At 68.0% G+C, this 23,222-nt stretch carries 17 protein-coding genes; 8 read left to right on the top strand and 9 right to left on the bottom strand.

Annotated features, from left to right (window positions below; all coding sequences use genetic code 11):
- Window positions 1-225 precede the first annotated feature (225 nt).
- Window positions 226-2,310, top strand: a complete 2,085-nt coding sequence (locus tag WME82_RS06990; protein WP_438042182.1) for a PEP/pyruvate-binding domain-containing protein — start codon at window positions 226-228, stop codon at window positions 2,308-2,310.
- Window positions 2,311-2,321: 11 nt separating this feature from the next.
- On the top strand, window positions 2,322-3,266 hold the full coding sequence (locus WME82_RS06995) for a lamin tail domain-containing protein (protein WP_438042183.1): 945 nt from the start codon (window positions 2,322-2,324) through the stop codon (window positions 3,264-3,266).
- A gap of 216 nt (window positions 3,267-3,482) precedes the next feature.
- Here the strand turns inward: WME82_RS06995 and WME82_RS07000 are convergent, their stop codons facing one another.
- Genes WME82_RS07000 through WME82_RS07010 form a run of 3 tightly spaced genes read right to left on the bottom strand, consistent with a single transcriptional unit; the run spans window position 3,483 to window position 5,470 of the window.
- On the bottom strand, window positions 3,483-3,695 hold the full coding sequence (locus WME82_RS07000; protein WP_438042184.1) for a hypothetical protein: 213 nt from the start codon (window positions 3,693-3,695) through the stop codon (window positions 3,483-3,485).
- 18 nt (window positions 3,696-3,713) lie between these two features.
- A complete protein-coding gene (locus WME82_RS07005) occupies window positions 3,714-4,385 on the bottom strand; it encodes a bifunctional 4-hydroxy-2-oxoglutarate aldolase/2-dehydro-3-deoxy-phosphogluconate aldolase (RefSeq protein WP_438042185.1) in 672 nt (223 codons plus the stop codon).
- Window positions 4,382-5,470, bottom strand: a complete 1,089-nt coding sequence (locus tag WME82_RS07010) for a PfkB family carbohydrate kinase (RefSeq protein ID WP_438042186.1) — start codon at window positions 5,468-5,470, stop codon at window positions 4,382-4,384. Before WME82_RS07010 ends, WME82_RS07005 begins: the two co-directional genes overlap by 4 nt.
- A 737-nt stretch (window positions 5,471-6,207) precedes the next feature.
- Between WME82_RS07010 and WME82_RS07015 the strand changes: the two genes are divergently transcribed.
- The 5 genes from WME82_RS07015 (at window position 6,208) to WME82_RS07035 (ending at window position 11,243) form a co-directional block, all read left to right on the top strand.
- Window positions 6,208-7,239, top strand: coding sequence for an amidohydrolase family protein (locus WME82_RS07015; RefSeq protein ID WP_438042187.1), 1,032 nt, complete (start codon window positions 6,208-6,210; stop codon window positions 7,237-7,239).
- 195 nt (window positions 7,240-7,434) lie between these two features.
- The gene (locus WME82_RS07020) at window positions 7,435-8,448 is read left to right on the top strand and encodes a zinc-binding alcohol dehydrogenase family protein (protein ID WP_438042188.1); all 1,014 of its coding nucleotides are present in this window, start codon (window positions 7,435-7,437) and stop codon (window positions 8,446-8,448) included.
- Window positions 8,449-8,486: 38 nt separating this feature from the next.
- On the top strand, window positions 8,487-8,615 hold the full coding sequence (locus tag WME82_RS07025; RefSeq protein WP_438042189.1) for a hypothetical protein: 129 nt from the start codon (window positions 8,487-8,489) through the stop codon (window positions 8,613-8,615).
- Window positions 8,616-8,632: 17 nt separating this feature from the next.
- Window positions 8,633-9,763 carry a mannitol dehydrogenase family protein gene (locus WME82_RS07030; protein ID WP_438042190.1) on the top strand — a complete coding sequence of 377 codons (1,131 nt, stop codon included), beginning with the start codon at window positions 8,633-8,635 and terminating at the stop codon, window positions 9,761-9,763.
- A 202-nt stretch (window positions 9,764-9,965) separates the two neighbouring features.
- Window positions 9,966-11,243, top strand: a complete 1,278-nt coding sequence (locus WME82_RS07035; RefSeq protein ID WP_438042191.1) for an MFS transporter — start codon at window positions 9,966-9,968, stop codon at window positions 11,241-11,243.
- Between the two features lie 128 nt (window positions 11,244-11,371).
- Here the strand turns inward: WME82_RS07035 and WME82_RS07040 are convergent, their stop codons facing one another.
- The 3 genes from WME82_RS07040 to WME82_RS07050 form a co-directional block, all read right to left on the bottom strand.
- The gene (locus tag WME82_RS07040; protein WP_438042192.1) at window positions 11,372-12,859 is read right to left on the bottom strand and encodes a UxaA family hydrolase; all 1,488 of its coding nucleotides are present in this window, start codon (window positions 12,857-12,859) and stop codon (window positions 11,372-11,374) included.
- 283 nt (window positions 12,860-13,142) lie between these two features.
- Window positions 13,143-15,290: a family 43 glycosylhydrolase gene (locus WME82_RS07045; protein WP_438042193.1), complete on the bottom strand. Its 2,148-nt coding sequence runs from the start codon at window positions 15,288-15,290 to the stop codon at window positions 13,143-13,145.
- A gap of 207 nt (window positions 15,291-15,497) precedes the next feature.
- Window positions 15,498-16,979, bottom strand: coding sequence for a hypothetical protein (locus tag WME82_RS07050; protein WP_438042194.1), 1,482 nt, complete (start codon window positions 16,977-16,979; stop codon window positions 15,498-15,500).
- A 939-nt stretch (window positions 16,980-17,918) separates the two neighbouring features.
- On the opposite strand from WME82_RS07050, the gene WME82_RS07055 reads away from it, so the two are divergent.
- Window positions 17,919-19,259 carry an extracellular catalytic domain type 1 short-chain-length polyhydroxyalkanoate depolymerase gene (locus WME82_RS07055; protein ID WP_438042195.1) on the top strand — a complete coding sequence of 447 codons (1,341 nt, stop codon included), beginning with the start codon at window positions 17,919-17,921 and terminating at the stop codon, window positions 19,257-19,259.
- Window positions 19,260-19,476: 217 nt separating this feature from the next.
- On the opposite strand, the gene WME82_RS07060 is transcribed toward WME82_RS07055, so the two are convergent.
- The 3 genes from WME82_RS07060 to WME82_RS07070 all read right to left on the bottom strand — a co-directional run bounded on the left by WME82_RS07060 (window position 19,477) and on the right by WME82_RS07070 (window position 23,215).
- On the bottom strand, window positions 19,477-21,984 hold the full coding sequence (locus WME82_RS07060; RefSeq protein WP_438042196.1) for a right-handed parallel beta-helix repeat-containing protein: 2,508 nt from the start codon (window positions 21,982-21,984) through the stop codon (window positions 19,477-19,479).
- Between the two features lie 249 nt (window positions 21,985-22,233).
- Complete coding sequence (locus WME82_RS07065) at window positions 22,234-22,545, bottom strand: RICIN domain-containing protein (protein WP_438042197.1); 312 nt, start codon at window positions 22,543-22,545, stop codon at window positions 22,234-22,236.
- A 37-nt stretch (window positions 22,546-22,582) separates the two neighbouring features.
- Window positions 22,583-23,215 carry a glutathione S-transferase family protein gene (locus WME82_RS07070; RefSeq protein ID WP_438042198.1) on the bottom strand — a complete coding sequence of 211 codons (633 nt, stop codon included), beginning with the start codon at window positions 23,213-23,215 and terminating at the stop codon, window positions 22,583-22,585.
- Window positions 23,216-23,222: the final 7 nt, after the last annotated feature.

Consider the following 23,222-nt stretch of genomic DNA (forward strand, 5'->3'; position numbering starts at 1 on the left):
TGTGCCATCACGGCCGCGGCACACTCCGCGACGCGGATGTCACGGCTGCGGCCCTTCGAGCGCCGCCTCCGGCGGTAGCCAGCGCTGCCGCCGGCCTGGCACCACGCTTGCTCGACCCCGGCCACATCGGGGAGGGAAGCCCAATCGATGCAATTTGGGACCTTGGCTCCAGGTTCGGCCTTGCTTTTGGCAGTCGCGTTGACCGCATGTGGCGATTCCTCGGCCGTGAGCGCCGCCGGCGCGGGGGGAGCGCCGGGGGCTGACACGGAGTATCTCACGGAGCTCGTCACGCGCGACGACTACACTTCCCTGGCAGGCGAGGGCGCGGAGGTGAAGTACCTGACGATCGTCGACGGCCGCGAGCCTCCGGCGATGTTCGCCGGCGCAGCGTGCCTGTTTCAGAATACCGACGACCACCCGTACCATTTGCAGTTCCTCCGTACCTTCCCGGAGTACGCGGCGCTCGCGCCGGAACGTTATGCGGACATGGTGCTTCGCCGCGCCAGCCGCGTGATGTGGGGCGGCGGCCTGAAGCTCTACCCGGCCACGCCTCATCCTCTGACCGGAGCGGCGGGCGTGCTGGCGTACACGGTCTACAGCGAAGCCGCGCCCGATGAGCTCCTGACGGTCGACGACATCGTGCAAGCCGACCGGCGGCTCAAGAAGTGTAGTCCGTTCGCTGAGGACTTCCTGGTGTTCTCGCCGGATGGCTCTGCCCAGACCGCGGCGGTGCAAGCCATCGCCGGCGAGCTCGTGGCAGCAGGCGTCGCGCTGGTCGATCCGGATACGCTGTTGAGCGGGCTGTCCGCCGAGACGTACAGCGAGGGCGAGGCGTACGGTTACCTGAAGATCGTGGATGGCGCCGCCGCAGGCCGCGCCGGACCGCGCGACGTGCTGGTGATCGACGCGGCGCCGAGCGATCTGGGGCTGGTCGCCGGCCTCGTCACGCGGCAGCCGCAGAGCCTGGCCAGCCACCTGAACCTGCGCTTGCGCGAGAAGGGGATCCCGAGCGCCGCGGTGCCGGGCGTGTTCGACAACAGCGTGCTCCGCGCGCTCGCCCATGGGCTGGTCCACCTCACGGCCCGGGGCACCCACGTGGAGATCGAGCCCGCGCGCCTGGAAGACGCCGAGGCGTTCTGGAGCACCCGCCGGCCGCCGCTCGGAGAGCCCGTCGCGGACCTGGAGGTCGCCACGCCGGCAGCCCTGGCCTCGCTCGGCTCGGCGGATGTCGCGGCGTTCGGCACCAAGGCCGCGAACCTCGGAGAGCTGTCCCGGATCCTGCCCGAACAGAATCGCGTGGACGGCTTTGCGATTCCGTTCCGCGCCTATGCAGATTTCATGGAGCGGCGCGGGTTCAATGCCGATGTCGCGGCGCTGCTGGCCGATCCCCGGGTGTTCACGGACGCCGATACCAAGCAGCGCCGCCTGTCGGACCTCCGGGGCCGCATGCGCGCCGCCGAGCACGTGCCCGAATTCGGCGCGGCGCTCGAAGCGGCCGTTCGCCAGGCCTACGGCGCCGCGGGGCTGGTCACCCGGCTGCGTTTCCGCAGCAGCACCAACGCCGAGGACCTGCCGGGTCTGTCGGGAGCAGGTCTGTACGACTCCCGGAGCGGCTGCCTGGCCGACGATCTCGATGCGGACACGCTCGGTCCGTCGGCCTGCTTGAGCCCGGAGCACGAGGCCTACCTGCGCGCCGAGCTCGAGCGGCGAGAGCTCGAGCTCGCCGAGCACCCCGACCGGAGCCATCTGCTGCCGATCATCGAGGATCTGGAGCAGGACTTGACCGAAGAAAAGAGCGCCCTGCTCGCGGTGCGCCGGGTCTGGGCCAGCTTGTGGAACGAACGCGCGTTCGACGATCGCGAGTACCATGGCATCGATCACACCAAGGTGTTCATGGGCGTCGCGGTCCACCCCACGTTCGTCGGTGAACGCCTGGAAGCCGTCGCGCTCACGGGGCTCGAACCCGGCGCGCCGGAGCCTTTGTATCGTGTGGTCAGCCAGGTGGGAGAGGTGGGCGTCGCCGAGCCGCTGGATCCCACCGCCAGCCCTGAGATCCTGACGTTCCGGCGCTCTCCCGGCGGATCGCCGAGCGAGGTCACGCTGGTGTCACCGTCCTCGCTGGCGGCGCGCGGCGCTCGGCTCTGGTCCGATGCAGCGTTGAACGAGCTCGCGGGGCTGTTGTTCGTGGTGCAGGACCATTTCGCGGCCAGCGTGTACCCAAGCCTCGCCCCGCTGTCGCTCGACGTGGAAGTGGACGTCACGATGGACGGGCGCACCGTGATCAAGCAAGCCAGACCCTACACGCCATGATGGAGCCAGACATGACCTTGAAAACGATCCTGTACGGCCTCGGGTTCTCGCTGGCGTGCGCCGGCTGTTCCAGCTCCGAGCCGGGGAACGGAGCGAGCGCGGGCGGAGGCGGCGGAGCACCGCCGGACTCGAGCGACGCGCTGTGCGGCGAACGTCCCGGCGGCCGTCTCGGAGCGACCCACGTGCTGCGCTTCGAGGCCTCTGACGGGCGCGCGGTGGTCCAGCTCAGGCGGACCTGGGAAGACTTCGGTGTCGGCGAATCCTCCTTGTATCGATTGGACGGTTTCAGCGTATCGCTCGACGGAACGACGGCGTGCGTCGCCGAACCGAGCCGCCTCGAGTACGTCAACAGCCATCATAACTGGACGGACGTCGCGCGAGCCGATGCGGGCACGGCTCGCTACGAGCTCAAGTTCGATCTCGGCGCTCCGTTCACGTTCAGCGCCTTCGCCGCCGACGGCGCCGTGCTCGTCGACGCCGTCCCGATGATCTCGACCGGCAGCCCGGCGTTCTGTTGGGGGTGTCCTGCGCCGCTGCCCGTGTCGATCTCGGAGGTCATGCTCAACAACACGACCACGCTGGCGGATGAATCCGGCGAGTACGAGCCGTGGATCGAGCTGTTCAATCCGTCGGCGGGGGACGTCGATCTGACGGGCTGGACGCTGTCCGACGACTTCGCCGAGCGCGGCAAGTGGCCGCTGCCCGCCGTCACCCTTCCGCGTCACGAGGTGCTCGTCCTGTTTGCCGACGGCGATACGGACCAGGGCGAGCTCCACACGAGCTTTGCGCTCGATCCGAGCGGCGGCGAGCTCGTGCTGACGGCACCCGGCGGCGTGAGCGATGGCGGCCTCGTGCTCGAAGCTCAGGTACCCGGCGTGAGCCTGGCCTACCAATGGGCCGCGGACGGCTACGTCGTCGGGCCGCCGACCCCCGGCGTGAAGCCGCCGGAAGAATGATCGCGCCTTCGCGCTGGACCGTGCTGGCCACGCGCGCGCCGCCGCGCGCTCGCTCCCGGGACGCTGCCCGCCGACCGAGCTGGGGCATGGCTCGGCGTCAGCGAGGCGAAGATCGCAGGATGGGCAGGCGGCCGTCCGCCTCCCCAGCTGCACCAGCGTCGTCGAACTCGGTGAGGAGCAGCGTCTCTCCGTATCGCATTGCAGCGTGCGGCGACCTCACGCCCTCGGGGGCGGCGCGCCCTGCGCCGCAGAAGCCGCCGGCGCGGCCGCCGGCGCCGCCGGCGGCTGGGCTCCCTGGGATGCAGCGGCCGGCGGCGGAGGCGCGGTCACGGGCGCCGCGCCCGAGCAGCCCGCCAGCGTCACGACCATGATCGCGAGGGCCCCTGGCCATCGGTGGAATGTGCGGCGAGCCGCGCGTGTACGCTCCATGGACTGGCGCTCTCCTCTCTACGCCCGCGCGCTGTTCTCGAGCTCTGCACGCGCGGCGCTGACCACGGACATGAACTCGCGCGCGCGCTCCGTGAGGACCTCGTCCTTGCCCGCCGCGAGCGCCGCGGCGTCCACGAGCTCGCCGCCGACCCCGAGCGCCACGGCGCCGGCCTCGATGAAATCCCTGGCTGTCGTCAGGTTGACCCCGCCGGTCGGCATCATCTTCACCTCCGGGAGCGGCGCGCGGAGGGCGCGCAGGTACTTCGCGCCCCCCATCGCGGAGCACGGGAACAGCTTCACCGTGTCGGCGCCGGCGTTCCACGCGGTGATCACCTCGGTCGGCGTGAGCGCCCCCGGGAAGACCGCCTTCCCGAGATCGTGCGCCGCGCGGATGACCTCCAGGTTGAGCCCCGGGCTCACGATGAACTCGGCGCCGGCCTCGATGCACCTGCGGGCCGCGTCCGCGGTGAGCACGGTGCCCGCGCCGACGAGGACGTGGCCCCCCATCCGCGAGGCGATCTCGCGCATGACGGACAGGGCGTCGGGGACGGTCATCGTGATCTCGATGACCTCGATGCCGCCCGCGCACAGCGCGCGAGCGGCCCGCACGGCGAGCTCTCCGCTCGGCGCGCGCACGACGGGGACGATGCCGATCTCCTCGATGCGGCGGACGACTTGCTCCCTGTTCATCGCTCGATCCTCGCGCCGGCTCCGCTCATGGCCCTCCGCACCTCGGCGAGCGACGCCATCGAGGTGTCCCCCGGGGTCGACATCGCCAGCGCGCCGTGCGCGACGCCGCACTCGATTGCCCACTGCGGGCTCTGCTCGGTCAAGAGGCCATAGATGATCCCCGAAGCGAACGAGTCGCCGCCGCCCACGCGGTCCAGGATCTCGATGTCTCGCTGCGGGACCTCGTGGAACTCGCCGTTGTAGTACAGGATGCCACCCCAGCCGTTCACGCTGGCGGTCTTGGCCGTCCGGAGGCTCGTGGCGACGACCGAGATGTTGGGGTACGCCGCGACGACCTCGGAGATCATCCGGCGGAAGCCGCTCGTGTCGAGCTGGCTGTAGCTGCTGTCCACGCCGGACACCTCGAAGCCGAGGCCCGCGACGAAGTCCTCCTCGTTGCCGAACACGCAGTCGACGTACGGCATGAGGGCGCGATTGACCTCGCGCGCCCGCCGCTGGCCGCCGAAGTTCTTCCACAGCGAGGGCCGGTAGTTGAGGTCGTAGGAGATCCGCACGTCGTGCGCGCGCGCGACCTCCATGGCCTCGTGCGCCACGCCGGCCGTGGTCTCCGAGAGAGCGCAGAAGATGCCGCCGGTGTGGAACCAGCGCGCGCCGCGCTCGCCGAAGAGGGTCTTCCACGGCACGTCGCCGGGCCTGAGCTTGGACGCCGCGCTGTGGCCGCGGTCCGAGCAGCCGGCGGCGGCGCGGGGCCCGAAGCCGCGCTCGGTGAAGTTGAGGCCGTTGCGCACGTCCCGGCCCACGCCGTCGTAGTCGACCCAGCGCAGGAAGGACGTGTCGACGCCGCCCTGGAGCATCAGGTCCTCGATGAGGCGCCCGACGGCGTTGTCCGCGAGCGCCGTGACGATGGCGGTGCGGAGCCCGAAGCAGCGCCGGAGCCCCCGCGCCACGTTGTACTCGCCCCCGCCCTCCCCGACGTCGAACGTCCGCGCCGTGTGGACGCGGCGCTCACCCGGGTCGAGGCGCAGCATCACCTCGCCGAGGCTCACCTGGTCCCACTGGCAACCTTTTGCACTGCGAATCTGCATCTTCTTCTCCTCAACGGCTCATCCAGCCGCCGTCGACGACTGATGCCCCACGCGGCGCGCGTGGCAAGCGAGCCGGCAGCGTGCGGCGCTGCGCTGCGACTATGCTGGAAAACTTATCGAACCGTTCTCCAGCGTCGCTTCTCCAGGGTTGGTGATCGATCCCGATCCCAGGGACGAAGGGCCGCCGCGCATGATGGCCTGCTCAGGGAAGAGCGAAAAGAAACCCCAAGACAAATTGTGAACGTTCACATTCCGGGTGTCAACGAAAAAGGATCGGCGCGAGGCCATCCTCGATCCCGATGGGCGCGCAGCGGCGGCCGGCCACGGCGCCCATGACCCAAGGTCGAGGAGATGGCGGGTCGCCGCCGCCGCGCCGTCGTGTTGGTCGACGGCGACCACCGGGACCGAATCGTCCAGCCCGCCCGCGACAGCGGTGATCCCAGATGCTCTCCACTGGGATGGGCCCTTAACCGGGGGCAAGCGGATTGGAAATTGGAATCTACATCGAACATAGCCGCGGCCCGGTGCCCGCCTCTCTTGCCGCGGCGCTCCGGAGGAGACTTGCCCGTCACCCGAGTCCGAGCTTGGCCTCGGGGGCGGATTGGTGTTGACATCGCTCATGTGAACGTTCACATTAAAGCCTCCTTATTCTGCTTTGCCATGAGGGGGGTCGTCATGCGCAGCGACACCTCCGCTATCGGGATCGCGTTCGGCACCGACTCCAAAAAGACTCCACCATGAAAATACTCACGAGTATTCCGGCGACTTTCGCCAAGTTGTGCCTGATGATGACGCTCTCGCCGCTCGCGGCGTGTGCGTCGTCTTCCGCGACCACCGCGACGCCACCCGAGACGGCGGGCGACACGAGCAAAGCGGCGGCCCCGCTGGCCGTGCCGGCGAAGCAGCGTGGTCCGATCCTCGACACGCACATCCATCTCTACCAGGTCACGCGTCCGGGCGGCGTCGTTTGGCCGGAAGCCAAGCAGAAGCCGATTTACCGCGACGTGTTGCCCCCGGAGTATGAAGCCATCGCGAAGCAGAATGGCATCATCGGCACCGGCATCGTCGAAGCCAGCCCCGTCGTCGACGACAACTTCAAGGTCCTCGAGACGACGAAGGGCAACGACTTCTTCAAGTTCCTCGTCGCGCAGCTCGAGATCGGCTCGCCGAGCTTCAGCGCCGATCTGGCGCGCCTCGTCGCGGACCCGCGCGTGGTCGGCATTCGCGGCTTCCTCTGGAGTCCGAAGCTGGCGCTCGACGCCAAGCAACTCGCCTCGCTGGAGGAGCTCGCGGCCAAGGGCATGACCCTCGACATCATCAGCCGCGGCACCCTGAACCCGAAGGACAAGGTCGAGGCGCTCGCAACCGCGGTGCCCAAGCTCCGTATCATCATCGATCACCTGGCGGGCGCGAAGGGGCCGACGCCGGATCCGGCTTGGGTCGACGCGATGCAGCGGCTGGCCAGGCACCCGAACATCTACATCAAGTTCTCGTCGTTCTTCGACATGTACAACCCGGCCGCCACCGAGGACGATCCCTGGAAGGCGCCGACCGACCTCGCGGCGTACAAGGCGCACTTCGACGTGCTGATGAAGGCCTTCGGCGAAGACCGGCTGATCTGGGGCAGCAACTGGCCCGTGGTCGACATGGGTGGCAGTCTCGCTTCGGAAATCGAGATCGCCGAGCTCTACCTCAAGGAGTTTGGTCAGGAAGCACGTGACAAGGTCATGTACAAGAATGCGCAAAAGTTCTACGCGCGTCACCCCTGAACAGCGGCGTCCCGAGCGCCACGGCGAAGGCGGCGCCTGCCGCCCCGCTCACGGATCGTAGAGCAACGCCACGTCGCTTCGGCTTCGGCCATTCGACATGGCGCTCTGTTCTCTGGCAGAACGAAGCGGCCCCGGCTGCGGAGCGCGCCGTGAAAGCCGCGAGTGAACGAAGTCGCTCAGTGAGGCAATGACAGCATGAAAGCCCTGACGATCACCGGTCCGTCGGTTGCACAGGTGAGCCAGATCCGCGAGCCCAAACCGGCGCACGATGAGGTGTTGATCCGCGTGCAACGGGTCGGTTTGTGCGGTTCCGACTTGAACACGTTCTTGGGCAAGAACCCGATGGTGACGTACCCTCGGGTGCTTGGGCACGAGGTGGCCGGCACGATCGTGGAGCTCGGCTCGGGCGTCGAGGCGGACTGGCGCGTCGGTACCGACGTCACGTTCACGCCGTACACGGCGTGCGGCGGGTGTCCCTCGTGCCGCGCGGGGCGGCGCAACGCCTGCCGCGACAACAAGACCATGGGCGTACAGCGCGACGGCGCGCTGACCGAGCTCGTGGCCGTGCCGTACCAGAAGCTCTTCACGTCACGGAAGTTGAGCCTCACGGAGCTCGCGCTCGTCGAGCCGTTCTCGGTAGGCTTTCACGCCGCGGCGCGGGGGCGCGTCGAGGCCGATGAGACCGTGCTGGTGATGGGCTGCGGCGGCGTGGGGCTCGGGGCCGTCGCCGGCGCGGTGAGCCGCGGCGCGCGCGTGATCGCGCTCGACACGCAGGACGAGAAGTTCGCGCTCGCCCAGGCGCTCGGCGCGCGAGAGGTGGTGCTCGGGAACGCCGACGCACGCCAGCGCGTGATGGACCTGACGAACGGCGACGGGCCGGATGTCGTGATCGAAGCCGTGGGCGCGACCGCGACTTACCGCAACGCGGTGGATTGGGTGAAATTTTGCGGCCGAGTCGTGTACATCGGGTACGGCAAAGAGCCGGTGAGCTACGAGACCAGGCTGTTCGTGATGAAGGAGCTCGACATCCTCGGCTCGCGCAACTGCCTGAACGAGTTCTCGGACGTGATCGCCTTCTTCGAGCGACGCACGTTCGACCCGAGCATTTTGATCTCGAAATCGATCCCCATCGAAGGCGTGCCCGAGGCGCTCGCCGACTGGGCTGCCCACCCTGGTCGAACCTCCAAGATCATGGTGGGTATGTCGTGAGCGTGCGCGATTCGGCGCCCTCACTGAAGGGATTTCGGATGAAGACGATCCACCAGTTTCTGCGGATGAAGAACCTGCTCTCGAAGCACGATCCCGAGTCGACCGTGTCGCCGAGCGCGACCGGGAGCCTCGCGCACACGAGCCTCGCGTGGGTACGCGCCCGCTGAGCCGCCGGAGCACTGACATGGGCAATCCGATTCTTCAGTTCGGCACGAGCCGATTCCTGCAGGCTCACGCGGACCTTTTCATCTCGGAGGCGCTTCTCGCCGGCTGCGCGCTCGGGACCATCACCGTGGTGCAGACCACGTCGAACCCCGAAAGCCGCGCGCGCATCGACGCGCTGCGCGCGCAGGGGCGTCACCCCGTGCGGATTCGGGGGCTGCGCCGCGAAGAGGTCGTCGATACGACGATCGAATGCAGCTCGATCACGGAAGCGCTCGACGCGAACACCGATTGGCCGCTCGTGCGCGAGCGCTTCGCGAAGGATGCGCGCGTCGTGATCTCGAACACGAGCGACAGCGGATACGTCTGCTTGCCCGAGGACACGGCGGCATTGCTTGCGCCCGGCGCGGGCGTGCCGCGCGGGTTCGCCGCGAAGCTCGTCATCCTGCTGCGCGCGCGCTTCGAGGCGGGCGCCGCGCCGCTCACGCTGCTGCCTTGCGAGCTCGTCTCGAACAACGGTGACACGCTGCGTGCGCTCGTCGCCGGCGTCGCGCGCCAATGGGGCGCCGATGCCGCGTTCCTGCGCTACATCGAGAACACGTGCATCTGGGTGAACTCGCTCGTCGACCGGATCGTCTCGGAGCCGATCCGCCCCGTCGGCGCGATTGCCGAGCCCTACGCGCTCTGGGCGATCGAGCGGCGCGAGGGGATGGTGCTGCCGTGCCAGCATGAAGCGATGATCGTGACGGACGACCTGCTCCATTACGAACGCTTGAAGCTGCTGTTGCTGAACCTCGGGCACACCTACCTCGCCGAGCGCTGGCAGCTGGACGGGCGCCCCGCGGACGAGAACACGCTGCACGCGATGCGCGATCCGGCCTTGCGCGCCGATCTCGAGGCGCTCTGGCGCGACGAGGTGGTGCCCGTCTTCGATGCGCTCGGCAAGGGTGCTGCCGCGCGCGCCTACCTCGACGAGGTGCGCCAGCGCTTCCAGAACCCATTCCTCGATCACCGGCTCTCCGATATCGCGCGCAACCATGGCGAGAAGAAGCGACGCCGGTTCGGGCCCGTGATCGAGCTCGCGCGCGAGCTCGGCCTGAACCTCGATCAGCCCCGGCTGCACGCGGCGCTTCGCACGGCCGTGCCCGCATGAGCAGGTGAGGCTGCCACGGGCGGCTTCGCGCAATCGACGGGCCGCGCGAGCCGCCGCGATCGCCGCGCCGACAACCACGACAACCCGATGCAGTCGCCGTTGCACCACCCGCGCAACGTACCGCAAGGCAGCGCCGCTCGATGGGCAGCGCGCGAGAGCTGCCGATTGCACGAACAGACACCGTATCCAAGGAGACATGCAGATGAGGAAGATGCGTTGGGTCGTGCTTTTCCTGTGCTTTCTCGCCGTCGCCATCAACTACATCGATCGCGCCAATCTCGCGGTCGCGGCGCCCCAGATCGAGAAGGAGCTCGGCATCGGCCCCGCCCAGATGGGGTTTATCATGAGCGGCTTCTTCTGGACCTACGCGCTCATGCAGATGCCGTTCGGCTGGTTCGTCGACCGTGTGGGTGCACGCATCGCGCTGCCGATCGCCGTCGGCTGGTGGTCGCTCTTCACCGCGGCGACCGCCGGCGCGTCGAGCGTCGCGGCCATGTTCGGCTACCGATTGCTGCTCGGCGTGGGCGAGGCCGGCGCCTACCCGGCCTGCGCCAAGCTCGTGAGCCAGTGGTTCAAGCCGCGCGAGCGCGCGCTCGCGACGGGCATCTTCGACAGCGGTGCGCGCGTCGGCTCGGCGCTGTCGATTCCCCTCGTCGCGCTCATCATCGACACGCTCGGATGGAAGGCGGCCTTCATCATCACGGGCCTGTTCGGCGCGGTGTGGATCCTCGGCTGGGTCGTCATCTACCGCAGCCCCGCACATGGCGACATGACGGGCGAGCAGGACGTCGTCCACGCAGCGCCCGCCGAGGACGCGCAAAACAACGTGACGTGGGCGTCGCTCTTCCGCCATCGCACGCTCTGGGGCATGATGCTCGGCTTCTTCTGCCTCAACTTCACCAACTACTTCTTCATCACGTGGTTCCCGAGCTACCTCGTGCAAACGCGCGGCTTCTCGCTCAAGTCGCTCGGCACGCTCGGCATGATCCCCGCGCTGATGGCGATTCCGGGCGGCTGGATCGGCGGCTTCGTCTCCGACGCGCTCTATCGCCGTGGCTGGAGCCTCACCGCCGCGCGCAAGACCTGCATGGTCGGCGGCATGCTGGTGTCGTCGGCGATCACGTTGTCGGCATTGACCTCCAACATCCATCTGATGCTCGCCTTCTTCGGCCTCTCCTACGCGAGTCTTGCGTTCGCCGGCGCCAGCATCTGGTCCCTTCCCGGCGACGTCGCGCCCACGCCGCGCCATGTGGCTTCGATCAGCGGCATCCAGAACTTTGCGTCGAATCTGGCCGGCATCGTCATCACGACGTTCACCGGCGTGATGCTCTCGCTGACCAAGGGATCGTTCACGATCCCGCTCGTCGTGGCGGGCGGCTTCTGCCTGCTCGGCGCGTTCAGCTACCTCGTCATCGTCGGCAAGATCGAGCCGCTCCAGGTCGGCGCCGATCGCCGCGAGGTACCCCAGCCCGGCGTTTGACCGAGGTAGTTCGCCCAGTAGCGCAGCATGAGGCCGTCCGCCCGGCTGGGCGGCCGGAGGAGGCTAGGCGGGCCGTTCGACGTGCGGCGGAGCGAGGCCGAGCCTGGCCTCCGACAGGCGCCTTCGGCTCAAAGGGTGACGCCCCGCTTCCAGAGTGCGATCTCGCGCTCGCCGTTCTCCTCGGCGCGGGTTGGACGGCCCGAGGCGGTGGCCAACACCAGGTCCATCAGGGCGTCGGCGGCCGCGTCCATGGATTCGCCCGAAGCGATGCGGCCGGCGTCGAAGTCGATCCAGCGCTGCTTGCGCTGGGCTAGGCTGGAGTTGGTGGCGAGCTTGAGGGTCGGCGCGGGGAAACCGAGGGGCGTGCCCCGGCCGGTGGTGAAGAGGATGACCGTCGCGCCGGCGGCTGTGAGCGCTGTGGACGAGACCGCATCGTTGCCGGGGGCCTCCAGCAGAGCCACGCCCGGCGTGCCGCGGATCTGCCCGCCGTAATGGACCACTTCGGTCACCGGGGCGCGGCCGGCCTTCTGCACCGCGCCCAGGGACTTCTCCTCCAGCGTTGTGATGCCGCCGGCGATGTTGCCGGGCGAGGGGTTCTCCGACACCGGCTCGCCGTGGGCGATGAAGTAGCTCTTGAAGCTGTTCACCACGCCGACGATCTCCTCATAGACCGCCTCGCTCTCGGCGCGGGTCATGAGCAGGCGCTCGGCGCCGAAGATCTCCGGGATCTCGGTCAGGATGGCCGAGCCGCCGGCGGCGCAGACCTTGTCAGCGATGCGGCCCACCAGCGGGTTGGCGGTCAGCCCCGAGAAGCCGTCCGAGCCGCCGCACTTGAGGCCGATCACCAGGTCCGAGGCGGGGCAGGGCTCGCGGCGGTCCTGCTCGACGATCCTCACCAGTTCCTCGACGGCCTCGAGGCCCGCCTCGATCTCGTCCTCGGCCGTCTGGGCGGTGAACGACCGCAGGCGATCGGGATCGAGGTGCGAGGCGCTCCCGAGGAGCGGGCCGAGCTGGTTGTTCTCGCAGCCCAGGCCGATGATCAGCGCTCCGCCCGCGTTCGGGTGGCCGGCCAGAGCCACGGTCATCCGGCGGGTGGCCTCGAGGTCGCCCCCCAGCTGGGAGCAGCCGAAGGGGTGTGTAAGGGCGTAGACCCCGTCCACCCGGCCCTTGAAGCGTTTGTCCGCCTCGGCGGCCACCTTCTGGGCGGTGCGCGAGACGCAGCCCACCGTCGACAGGATCCAGATCTCGTTGCGGGTGCCCACCCGCCCGTTCTTCCGCCGGTAGCCCATGAAGGTGCGGTTCTCGGTGGCGGGCAGGGGCTCAGGGTTCGTGGGCTCGTAGGCGTAGGTGTCGAGGCCGGAGAGCGCGGTGGCCAGGTTGTGCGTGTGCACGTGGTCGCCCGGCTGGATGTCCACTGTCGCCCGCCCGATTGGCCAGCCATACTTCCGCACCAGCTCGCCAGCGGCCATCGCGCGCAGCGCCACCTTGTGCCCGGCCGGGATGTCGACGCGGGCGGTGATCGCGTCGGCCACCGAATCACCGGCGGTTATGCCGCGCACGGAGACGGCCACATCATCTCGGGGATCGATCTGCAACAGGGAGTCTGCCAAGCTCATGTCATCGACGGTAACCCGTGTCGTTTGGCGCGGCAAGTCCGCGCGACGCCGCAAGGACGCGTGTCGCGAGGAACCACCATGGCCAGGCCGCTGATACTGCACAAAGACCGCCTGTCCCCGCCCGGGCCTGCGGCGCGGGGCGTCGCGCGGCGACGGTCGACGGCGCGACGATGCAGAACAACGACGCTTCGTTCACGATCGAGCGGGAATGCGATCGTGGAATTCACCGCCTCGTGCTGAGCTCCCCACCTCGCTGCTCGTGCTCGATCCCTCCGCGAAACAGTCAGTCGCCGATCGTGTTCGCGCCGTTCAGGAGCGGTACGCCGAAGTTCGGCGTTCCGTCTGCATTCCATTCGAGCCGCTGGACGCGCGTGTGACGGTTCGGGTCGTAGAGCGGGTCCCCCGTGATCTTCTCGTAGTTCCGCGCGTGGTACACGAGCACGTCGATCGATCCATCCGCCGAGGTCGTGAACGAGTTGTGGCCCGGGCCATACAGCCCGTTTGCGCTGACGAACACTGGATTCTCGTTCTTCGTCCACGAGCTGGCGCTCAGCAGGTCGTCCGTCGCGCTCGCCGTGAGCAGGCCGAGGCAGTAGCGGTCGTCCGTCGCGCTCGCTGAGTAGCTGATGAAGACCCGCCCATTCCGCCCGAGCACGGCAGCACCTTCGTTGACCGCGAACCCCGCCGTCTCCCAGGCGTGCTCGGGCCTGGCGATCCGCACGTTGGGCCTGGCCAGCGTCCACGGGTTCACCATGGCCGCGATGAACAAGCTGCTGTTGTCGCCCACGACGCCGGGGTCCTCCTGCGCCCACACGAGATAGCGCTTGCCGTCGTGCTCGAACGTCGTCGCGTCGAGCGCGAAGGTGTCCGAGTCCGTCACGATCTGCCCTCGCTCGATCCACGTGCCATCCATCGGGTTGGCCGATGAGCTCTCGAGCGCATACATGCGAATGGCCCAGATGTCGGTCGAGCTTCCGGCGGCGAAGTAGATGTACCACTTGCCGTCGATGAAATGTAGCTCGGGCGCCCAGATGTGCGCCGCCATCGGGCCGGTCGCGTGCTTCGTCCAGACGACCTTCGGGGTCGCGCTGGCCAGGCCTCGTATCGTGGTCGCGCGCCTGATCTCGATGTGATCGTACGTCGGCACGCTCGCGGTGAAGTAGTAGTAACCGTCCGTATGCCGCTTGATGTGGGGATCGGCGCGCTGCGAGATCAAATAGCCGAGCGGTTCGAGCGCGAACGACGCCTCCGCGTTCTTGACCGCCGTGCCGTCGAGCGCGTGCGTATAGATCTGGTAGTTCAGGCGCCGGAGATGACGCGTCGCATCCGAGTACCACTGCAGCGAGACCATCGCCGGATCCCCGTTCAGCGCGGGCACGATCCGGAACGTGGCGTCCCTCCGGAACGTGATGGTATCCGTGAACGCGTCGATCCACAGAAGGTGACTCCTCTCTTCGGGTGGGGTCTGCCAGAGCCCGCCAGCCCGGTTGGACGCCTCATTCTGCAGCGGGTACCGGGTCGAATTCGCGCTGTCGACGTGCAGGTAGCGACCGCCGAAACCCACGGACTCGAACGACACCAGCGTCGGATCATCCCGGTTCGCGAGGCCGGGCACCACTCTCCACTGGAAGTCGGCAGGAACCTGGTTGTTCGCCCTGTCGTCGAGGTGGGTGATCATCGCATGATAATAGGAGTGCGCGACGTAGAGCGGGGCGTCGCTCTCCGTGTGCGTCGTCCGAAGCTGGTAACCCCCTCCGACGTCGTCGTCGAGATTGGAGAGCTCGAGAGCAGCGGGGGCGGCGAGGGCCGCAACCTCGGGGTCCTCGCTGGCCGGTGAGCCGAAGACGACGCGTACGGGCTGAGCTCCGTCGGCCTGCCAGTCATCGACGCTGCTCAAGGTCACGGTCTGCGCCGCGTTCCAGTTCGCCTCCGTGAACGTCAGGTCCGCATGGCTCAGCGTCGCCTCGGTCGTGTCGCTGACGCTGAGGGCGATCGTCACGGGCGCGCTCGGCTGCGATGCGAGGAGCACGGTGAATGTCACGGGCGCGCCGCGTTCGGCGAGGGGCCCCGACGGGTCGCTGACGACGATCGCTGCCGTCCCTGGAGCGTCGTCGTCCGTGTTCGTGATGTCGGCGGACGCCGCGACGAGGCCGTCGCACGCCGGGTCTGCAGAGACCGAGGGCCCGAAGCGGACGCGGAAGATCTGATCCCCGTCGCGCTCCGCGTCGTCCACCCCCGTGACCGTGATCTCTCGAGGGACGCTCCAATCCTCCATCGTGAAGGAGATGGTCGCCGGTGACACGGAGCCTTCGGTCGCATCCGAGCTCGAGACCGGCACCATGATCGGCGCGCTCGGGGCGCCGTCGAGCGCCACGCTCACGGTCACCCGCCCGCCGGACTCCGAGGTGCTGAGCGCTGCGCCCGCGGTCATGATCCGCAATGAATTGGTCGACGCGACCGGCGCATCGGTCGAGGGCCCATCCGAGCACCCGACCACCACGAGCAGCGCGGCGAAGGCGCGAGCTGCCGCCGTGAGCGCAACGCGTGGCGCAGAGAGGGAAGTGCACTCTGGATGGCAAGATCTCGGTGCGCGCATGATAAGGGGAAACTCTACCCGTCCGTGGGTCCGGTAGGATGTTCAGTAGTGGGCGATGATCGCGTCGAGCTCCGCCTGCGTGACCCGGACCGCGTTCGCGTGGCGCACGCCGGACGGAAAGCGGTACTGCGCGCTCGGGAGCTCCGTCCAAGAGCCCGGATCCGCGTCGAGATCCGTCGTGCTCCAGCACCCGAACACACCGCCGTTCAGGTAGTAGTCGGCGAACAGGTACCATCGATTCTGGCGCGGATCCTTGATGACAAACGGTCCCTCCGTCGCTCGTCTCCTGCTCTGGGTCGGCCCGCGCGTGATGTAGTCCGGACTCCATCGCGTGAACGTCGCCGGATCGAGCGCGAGCGTCGAGGAGCGCGCGATCTGGATGTCCTTGCCCGATCCGGTGAGCGCGCTCCCGCTACTGTCCGTCTCGTCCTTGAAGAAGAGGTAGTTGCGGTCATTCCATTGCGTGATCGTCGCGTCGATGACGCTGTAGCCCGGGTCGAAGAGCACGTCGGGTGTCGGGTTGACGATGGTGACGAAGTCCTCGGTGTAGCTGACGTAGATGCGGTTCGCGCCCGTGGTGTCGTTCCCGGACCAGATGATCGCATAGAGCTTGCGATCGGGGTCGTAATAAGCCTCCGGGGCCCAGGCGTGCATCGGGGTGGCCTCGGGGCCCGGGAGGTTCGTGAGCGTGATCAACCGGGGATTCGTGAAGGTGATGAGATCGGTCGAGTCCGCCACGAAGACCTTGGAGCTCGGATGGTTCCAGTAGTTCGAGTCGTTCTCCGAGAGCGTCCAGTCCGTGGCGATATAGATGTACGTTCCATCGTTCTTGCGGAACAGGAACGGATCTCGGATGTGATTCGTGCCCATCCCGGTGAGCTGGTACGCAGGCTGTCCATTGGCGAGGGTCGACCACTGAAGCCCGTCGGTGCTGTAGGCGAGATGCAGCGAATCGCTCGCCACGTCCTGATGCGGCCCGAAGTAGCTCAGCACCCAGGCACCCGGGGAGCAGCTGGTTGCGTTCATCGTGGCCGTGTGCTCGCCGTTCGTGCACGTGAGGCAGCTGCGGTCCGTGGTGCTGCTCCCCTCCGTGCCGACGAGCTCCCCTGGCACGCAGTCGGTCCACGCGACGCATGTCGTCGCGGGATCGGCGTCGTCGTCCCAGGTGCCGTCCGCGCAATCGACAGCCGCGGCGGTCCCGCCCGCGCAGTACGTGCCCGGCGAGCAGCCGTCACACTGCGCGGGCGTGGCGCTCGTCCCCGGCGCGGTCTGCCTCGTCCCCGGCGCGCAGGGCGTGTGCATCCTGCAGCTCGGCGCGTTCGTCGTGTCGCTGAAGGTGTCCTCCGGGCACGCCGCGCACCGCCGGTCCGCCGTAGGCGAGCCCTCGGCGCTCGCGAAGGTGCCTGCGGTGCAGCCTGTCCATGCGACGCAGCTCGTCGCGCTATCGCCATCGTGATCCCAGGTGCCCTCGGAGCACGCGGGGGGCTCGGCATCGGGTCCTGCGTCTCCGCCGGTCGTCGTCACGGGGTCGCTGCACCCGGAGGTCCAGAAGAGCGCCACTAGGAATCGTGCTCTCGATCTGCTTCCCAAACGTGCCATCTCGCTCCTCGGTTTCGAGCGTGGTTGCCTGTCCGCGATGACCGAGCGAGCGGAGCCGTACCGGGATCGATCCGAGGACGAGCGCCCCGCGCGCACGACGGCCTGTCCTGGACAAAGCGAAAGGGTAGTTCGTGAGCAATTGTGAGCGCTCACATCGGCGGCGTCAACCGAAATGGCCCGGCGACGGGCTCACGGCCGCCGTTCCCCTGGAGCCCATCCACCTCGACGCAGGTCCGACGCGGCTCGCCCAGGTGGTCTCGAGCCTGCTCGCGAAGTGGCCAGGCACGACGCGCCGGGCGGCCGTATCTGGCGCTCGGTAGAGCTGCATGGGGGGATGGTCGGCGACGGCATCAACGACGCGCCCGCGCTCGCCGGCGCGGCCGTGGGCATCGCCCTCGTCAGCGGTGCCGAGGAGCGGCGAGCTGGCCTACCGGATGACGTTCCCGACCCGAGGGGGCGACGCATCGCATCGTGACGCCTGCAGAGCTGCTCGCGCGGCCATCCACACGTGTTCCCCCGCCGAGGTACCCTCTTCTCCCTCGGGCTGGAGGACACCGCGGGCCGGTCGATTGGAATTGACGTTGTCTATGTGAGCGCTCACAATCTACCCGATCGGTATCCTCTTGCTTCGCCATGGATGGGTCGTCGTGAACACGGAGATCTTCGTCATCCGATGGATCTCGGCGCCGACTCCGTCCGGATGGTCTGCACCGCCATCGTCGGCAAGAGGAAGGCGGATCGCGTACGGAACCTTCTGTCACCTGAGGTGAGCGTGGCGATTCGCCAGCGACATCGCCGGCGTCATGTCGTCGCAGCCTTGCTTGGTTCGAGAGAGCAAATTTATACACAGGAGAGGACTCGATCATGAGCCGAAATTGGACTGCTTGGGGCGCCTTGCTGGCAGCCATGCTGGGGCCGGTACCCTCCGCGGGAGCGGCGACGTTGCAGCAGATCAACGGCTGGAAGGTGAGCGGTCTGCCTGGTGACGTGAGCATGTACGTCTACGTCCCGGACCGCGTGGCGCAGAATCCTCCGATTCTGACGCTGGTGCACTACTGCGGCGGGACCGCCAGCGCAGTGTTTGGTCAGGCGCGGGGCGGGGGCATCGTCGACGCGGCGGACGACCATGGCTTCATCATGGTCGTCCCCAGCAGCGGAAGATGCTGGGACGTCGTCTCGGACAAGACTCGCACGCGCGAAGGCGGTGGCGACAGTCACGCCATCAGGCAGATGGTGAAGTACGCGCTTGACACGTACGGAGGCAACGCGGATCGCGTCTATGCGACGGGAGATTCGTCCGGCGGCATGATGACCGAGCTCCTGCTTGCCCTCTACCCGGACGTCTTCAAAGCAGGCGCCGCGTTCGCGGGCATGCCGGCCGGGTGCCGCGCAGCCAACGAATCAGGCAACAACGGCGGATATAGCGGAGCGTGCGCGGGCGGCTCGGTGACCCACACAGCGCAAGAGTGGGGGGACATCGCCCGTACGCTGGCCCCGGGGTATGCGGGACATCGCCCGCGGCTGCAGCTTTTCCACGGCGACGCGGACACTACCATCAGGTACCCGAACCACACGGAGGCCATCAAGCAATGGACCAATGTTCTGGGCGTGGGCGCGAGCCCGATGTCGACGGATACGGGAGTCCGGCTCGGCAATCACGATGCGACGCGGCAGCGCTGGGAGAATGAGTGCGGCTACGTGGTCCTCGACGCGTTCACCTCGATTGGCGGCGATCACGGCCCCTCCGACGCGTTATTCCCCGCTGAGTACGTCATCCCCTTTCTGGGTCTCGACAAGACCGGGCCGGTCGATCCCGAGATAGAGCAGTGCAGCGGTGGGGCGGGCGGAAGCGGCGGCGCAGGCGGAACCGGTGGAGAGGGTGGGGGTGGCGGACAGGGGCAGAGCGGCGTGAGCGGCGGGACCGCCGGTAGCACGGGGTCGAGCGGCACCGCAGGCGGAAGCGGCACCGCAGGCGGAAGCGGCACCGCAGGCGGAAGCGGCACCGCAGGCGGAAGCGGCACCGCAGGCGGAAGCGGCGGGAGCAGTGGAACGGGTGGCGCCGTCACGGCCGGTAGCGCTGATTCTGGATCGTGCGCGGTCGGCAGGGCCGATTCGGGGGAGTCCGTCGGGACTTCCCTGGTTGCTCTGGCAGTTGCACTTTCGACCTTGATCCGTCGTCGTCGTCGGAGGACGGCGGTGGGGTGAACCTGAACCGGGACCACCGAGGGGAGAGTGGTAGCGGCGAGGACGCAGAGGGTGGCTCGTCGACGGGAGGTCTCGGTGGTGGCGAAACCTGCGGAGATTGGCGCGGCGCGTCCGAGCTCAGCGTACGCTCGAGGTCGCCTCGCTCGCCGGCGCCCGCTGCTACGGCCGGTCGGGGAAGCAAGGTGGGCGCCACTGCTGTAGCGCCCACCGCGGCACGTCAGCGCACCCGCAGTTGCGCCGCCGATTCACCGAGCTTCTCGCCCTGCGCATCGACCACATGCAGGTTGTACGTTCCGGCGCTGGCCGGCACGGCGATGGACGTCGCGTCCCCCGCCGCCTTCGTCATCGTCGCGCCCTCCGTGAACGTGCCGGTGCCGGCCGGCGCGAGCCAGACGGCGTTGGCCGCCGCGCCGGTGCTCCTGATCTTGATTGTCTTGGTGCCGGATGCCACCGAGGCGCTCGCCGGGAACACGTAGTCTTGAACCGCGAGCAGCCTGCTGGGGATGATGCCCCGGTGCTCTTCCTGGATGCCGGAGCTCAGGCAAATTTCGTATTGCGCTGCAGGCCACATGTTGTCCGGAACCGCGACCGGCGGGTCGATCCTGCTATCGGGCGGGTTGATGCCCATCTTGTTCACGGTGGCGTACGTCCTCAGGATGGTGAGGTGGTGCTTGGCCCCGAAATCCTCGCAGTTGATCGTGTATTTTACGCCGGGGTCGATGTCGAGCACGTTGTCGTTCTGCGTGATGTGCGCGCTGCCCTCGTCGTTGTGCAGGCCGTACGTGGGGCCGCTCGTCGCGGGCGGAATGCCCTTGACGTAGTTCTCGTTGATGGTCGTGCCCGGCATCTGACCTAGCGTGTAGACCGCGCCGCTGTCGTGTAGCCTGCTCAAGGTATCGATGAAGCGATTGTTGTTGATCGCATTGTCTTTGCAGGTGGTCGAGTCGGGGAAGTTCCGCCAGCCCCAGCCCAGGTTGATGCCGTTATAGGCCGTCTTCTGGATGTGGTTGTAGGTTATCTTCAGGCCATCCACGAAGAAGGCGGTGATGCCCGAATGGCCACCGAAACCCGGCAGTGAGCTCACGTCGTACAGCAGGTTGTTGCTGATGGTGTCGTTCTTACAGACGCCTTCGACACCCGGGCCGAACTTGTGGTGCGGGCCGGAGTCGCCCGCGTACAGGTGCTGCGGGTGGCCGACCGTGATGCCGCTGCCGGCGATGTCGGTGATGTAGTTGCCGACGATGCTGGAATTCACGACGTCGTTGATGAAGGAAATGCCCTCGTTGCCGCTGTGCTTCACCACGTTGCCGATGAAGTTGATCGAGTCGGCGTTGTTGACCGTGATCATCCCGGGCAGCGTGTCGATGATTTCGTACTTGCTGTTGTGCCAGTTGCCGTCGCCGTAAGCGACGTAGATGGTGGCGCCCTGTACCGTCGCTTTGCCGCGCGATCCGTCTACGCTGTATAGGTTGTAGTCGGTGTTGGCGAAGGTGATGCCCTGGAAGGTGAGGTTTTTGACGCGGCTAGCGCTGGAGGCGCCGACGATGTCGATCAGCTTCTCTGCGATCGGCGCCTGCACGTCGGCTTGAGCCATGTCTTCGCCCTGCCGCGGGTAGTAGTAGAGGGTCCCGGTCGTCTTGTCGAAATAGAACTGACCGGGTGAGTCCAAGAACTCGCGCGCGTTGTAAATCGTGTGGGAGCCAGAGACGCTGAAGCCCGAATTCCAGCCGGGGGTTTGCGCGATGGCGCCGTAGGGCTGTTGAAAGAGCAGCGCGCGGAGGTTGTCTGGCGTGGTGATGACATCACGAACGCAAACGATATTCTCGTTCCAGGTGGTGCCGTTCACGATCTCGAGGTCGTCTTTGTTGCTTGCGATGGCAGGTACCGCGTTGAGGTCGTACTTGGCGCCGTCACTGCCGCTGCCGGTCGCCCAAGCCCAGCTGTGCTGCCCGGCCGTCACGCTGTACGTCCCGACCCCTCCGCGCGACGTGACCCGCTTGCTCGTCATCAGGGCACGAGCATCGTTCACGTACAGGTTGCGCAGCTTCGTCGTTCGGTCCAGCTTGGCCTTGTAGATATTGCCTGCGTCCGGCGTCCATCCGGTCACCTTCGTCGCGCCGTTCAAAACGGGCTTTTCCCCGGGGTAAGCCTGATAGTAGATGCGATGGCCATTCGTGCCCGAGTCCGACGGCGCGAAGGCGATGGCGTCGGTGAGGCTGTACGTGCCACCTCGGAGGTAAACGTAGATGTCGCCGGTCATGTTGGCGTTGAGGGTGCGGACGGCGTCGCGCGCCTTGGTGACCGTCTCGAACGGCGCGCTGGCCGTGCCTGGATTGTCGTCGCTACCGGAAGGCGACACGTAGTACGCCGCCTGCCGCGTCCCGGTCTCGTCTGGAACCTCGCCGCCGCCGCCGCCGCCGCCCGTTCCGCCACCGGCCATCGCGCCGGCGCTGCCGCCGCCCCCGTCCGCTGCCGCTCCTCCGGCTCCTGCAGTGGCGTCGGCTCCGCCGGTTGCGCTGCCGCCAGCCGAGCTGTCGCCGCTGGCCAGGTTGGGGCTCGTCCCGTCCGATGAACAGGCAGCCAACCCAGCGAACGCCGTCAGGGATGCGGTGACCAGCAGCTTGACGTGACGAACGGTGGAATCGTGACTCTCACGCATGATTTCTGCCTCGAAGGTAAGGTGAGCCAGCCGCCCACGCGGAGCACCGCGCCGCTTCCAGATCACGTCAACTCAGTGAGGAACCGACCCGCAGCGACGCTGCCGCGAGCCCTGCCAGAGCCTCGCGAAGCAGAGATGCCGACCGAGCACGGGCGCCGGCACGCTCCTCCCACTGCATGCGCCTCACCTGGAGCCAGCAGCCCGACCGGCACGGCGAACGCGCACAATGAGAAAGGCCCGGTGCGCATGACGCACCTATCCAGGGCAACGCCAGAGGATACCTGGTGTAAAATGTGAACGTTCACACGGCTGGCGTCAATCGAAATGAACCGGCGCGCGGATGTGCTCGATCCGGAGCGGTGCGCAGCGGCGGCCGGCCGAGGCGCCCGCGTGAGCTGTCCCGCGAGCCCGGCTCGCGCGAGCTCGTGTTTTCCGGGGGACCTGGGCGGTGCTCGGGCACAGGACCAGCTCGGCCATCGACGATGGCAGCCACGCCTGGTTGTCGCCGCCGCGGTTGGTCCATCGCTTCAGCGCGATCCCGTCGGTGGTCGACTCGTCGGGGGCGTCCAGCACCTTGCCGCTCTTGACGCTGGTCAGTCGGAAGCAGCCCGATCCAATGCAGTTCACAGGCGGTCGATGGCCAGGTGGTCCCTGGCACGCGGGGTTACACGGCCACGTGGAGGGGCTGCACCACCGCCGCGAACACCGGGAGCGCCTCGCAGCGCGCCGCGTGCGCGGCCAGCGCCGGCCGCCTCGCGGCGTCGGTGAGGGCCGGGTGCGCCTCGGAGGCGAAGCGCAGCGCGCAGGCGACCGCGATGTCGGCGTGGCTGAAGGCGCCCAGCCACCAGGTGTCGCCGCGCCGGGCGGCGCGCTCCCGCTCCAGCAGGTCGAGCGTCTCGCCGATCTGCGCGGCGCAGCGCTCCACCCAGACAGGGCTCCGGCGCTCGCCTGTGCGCAGCACGTGCTCGTAGAGCAGGCTCACCGCCTTGTCCGCGAGCCCCGTGGCGAGCGCGGAGACCCGCAGCCCGGCGCGGCGCGCCTCGCCCGAGCGCGGCAGGAGCGCGCGATCGGGCCCCACCAGGTCGTCGAGGGCGTCGAGGATCGCCGCGCTCTCCACGAGCGGCTCCCCGCCGTCCGTCACGAGCACGGGGACCCGCCGGAGCGGGTTGTACTTCGCGATGGACTCCGCGTCGGCCCACACCGACCACGGGCGGTGCTCGTACGCGAGCCCGTAATGCTGGAGCGCCACGGCGACGCGGCGCACGAAGGGAGAGTCGTACTGGCCAATCAGGATCATGGCGGCT

Source organism: Sorangium sp. So ce128 (genome assembly GCF_051525245.1).
GTDB lineage: Bacteria > Myxococcota_A > Polyangia > Polyangiales > Polyangiaceae > Sorangium > Sorangium cellulosum_B.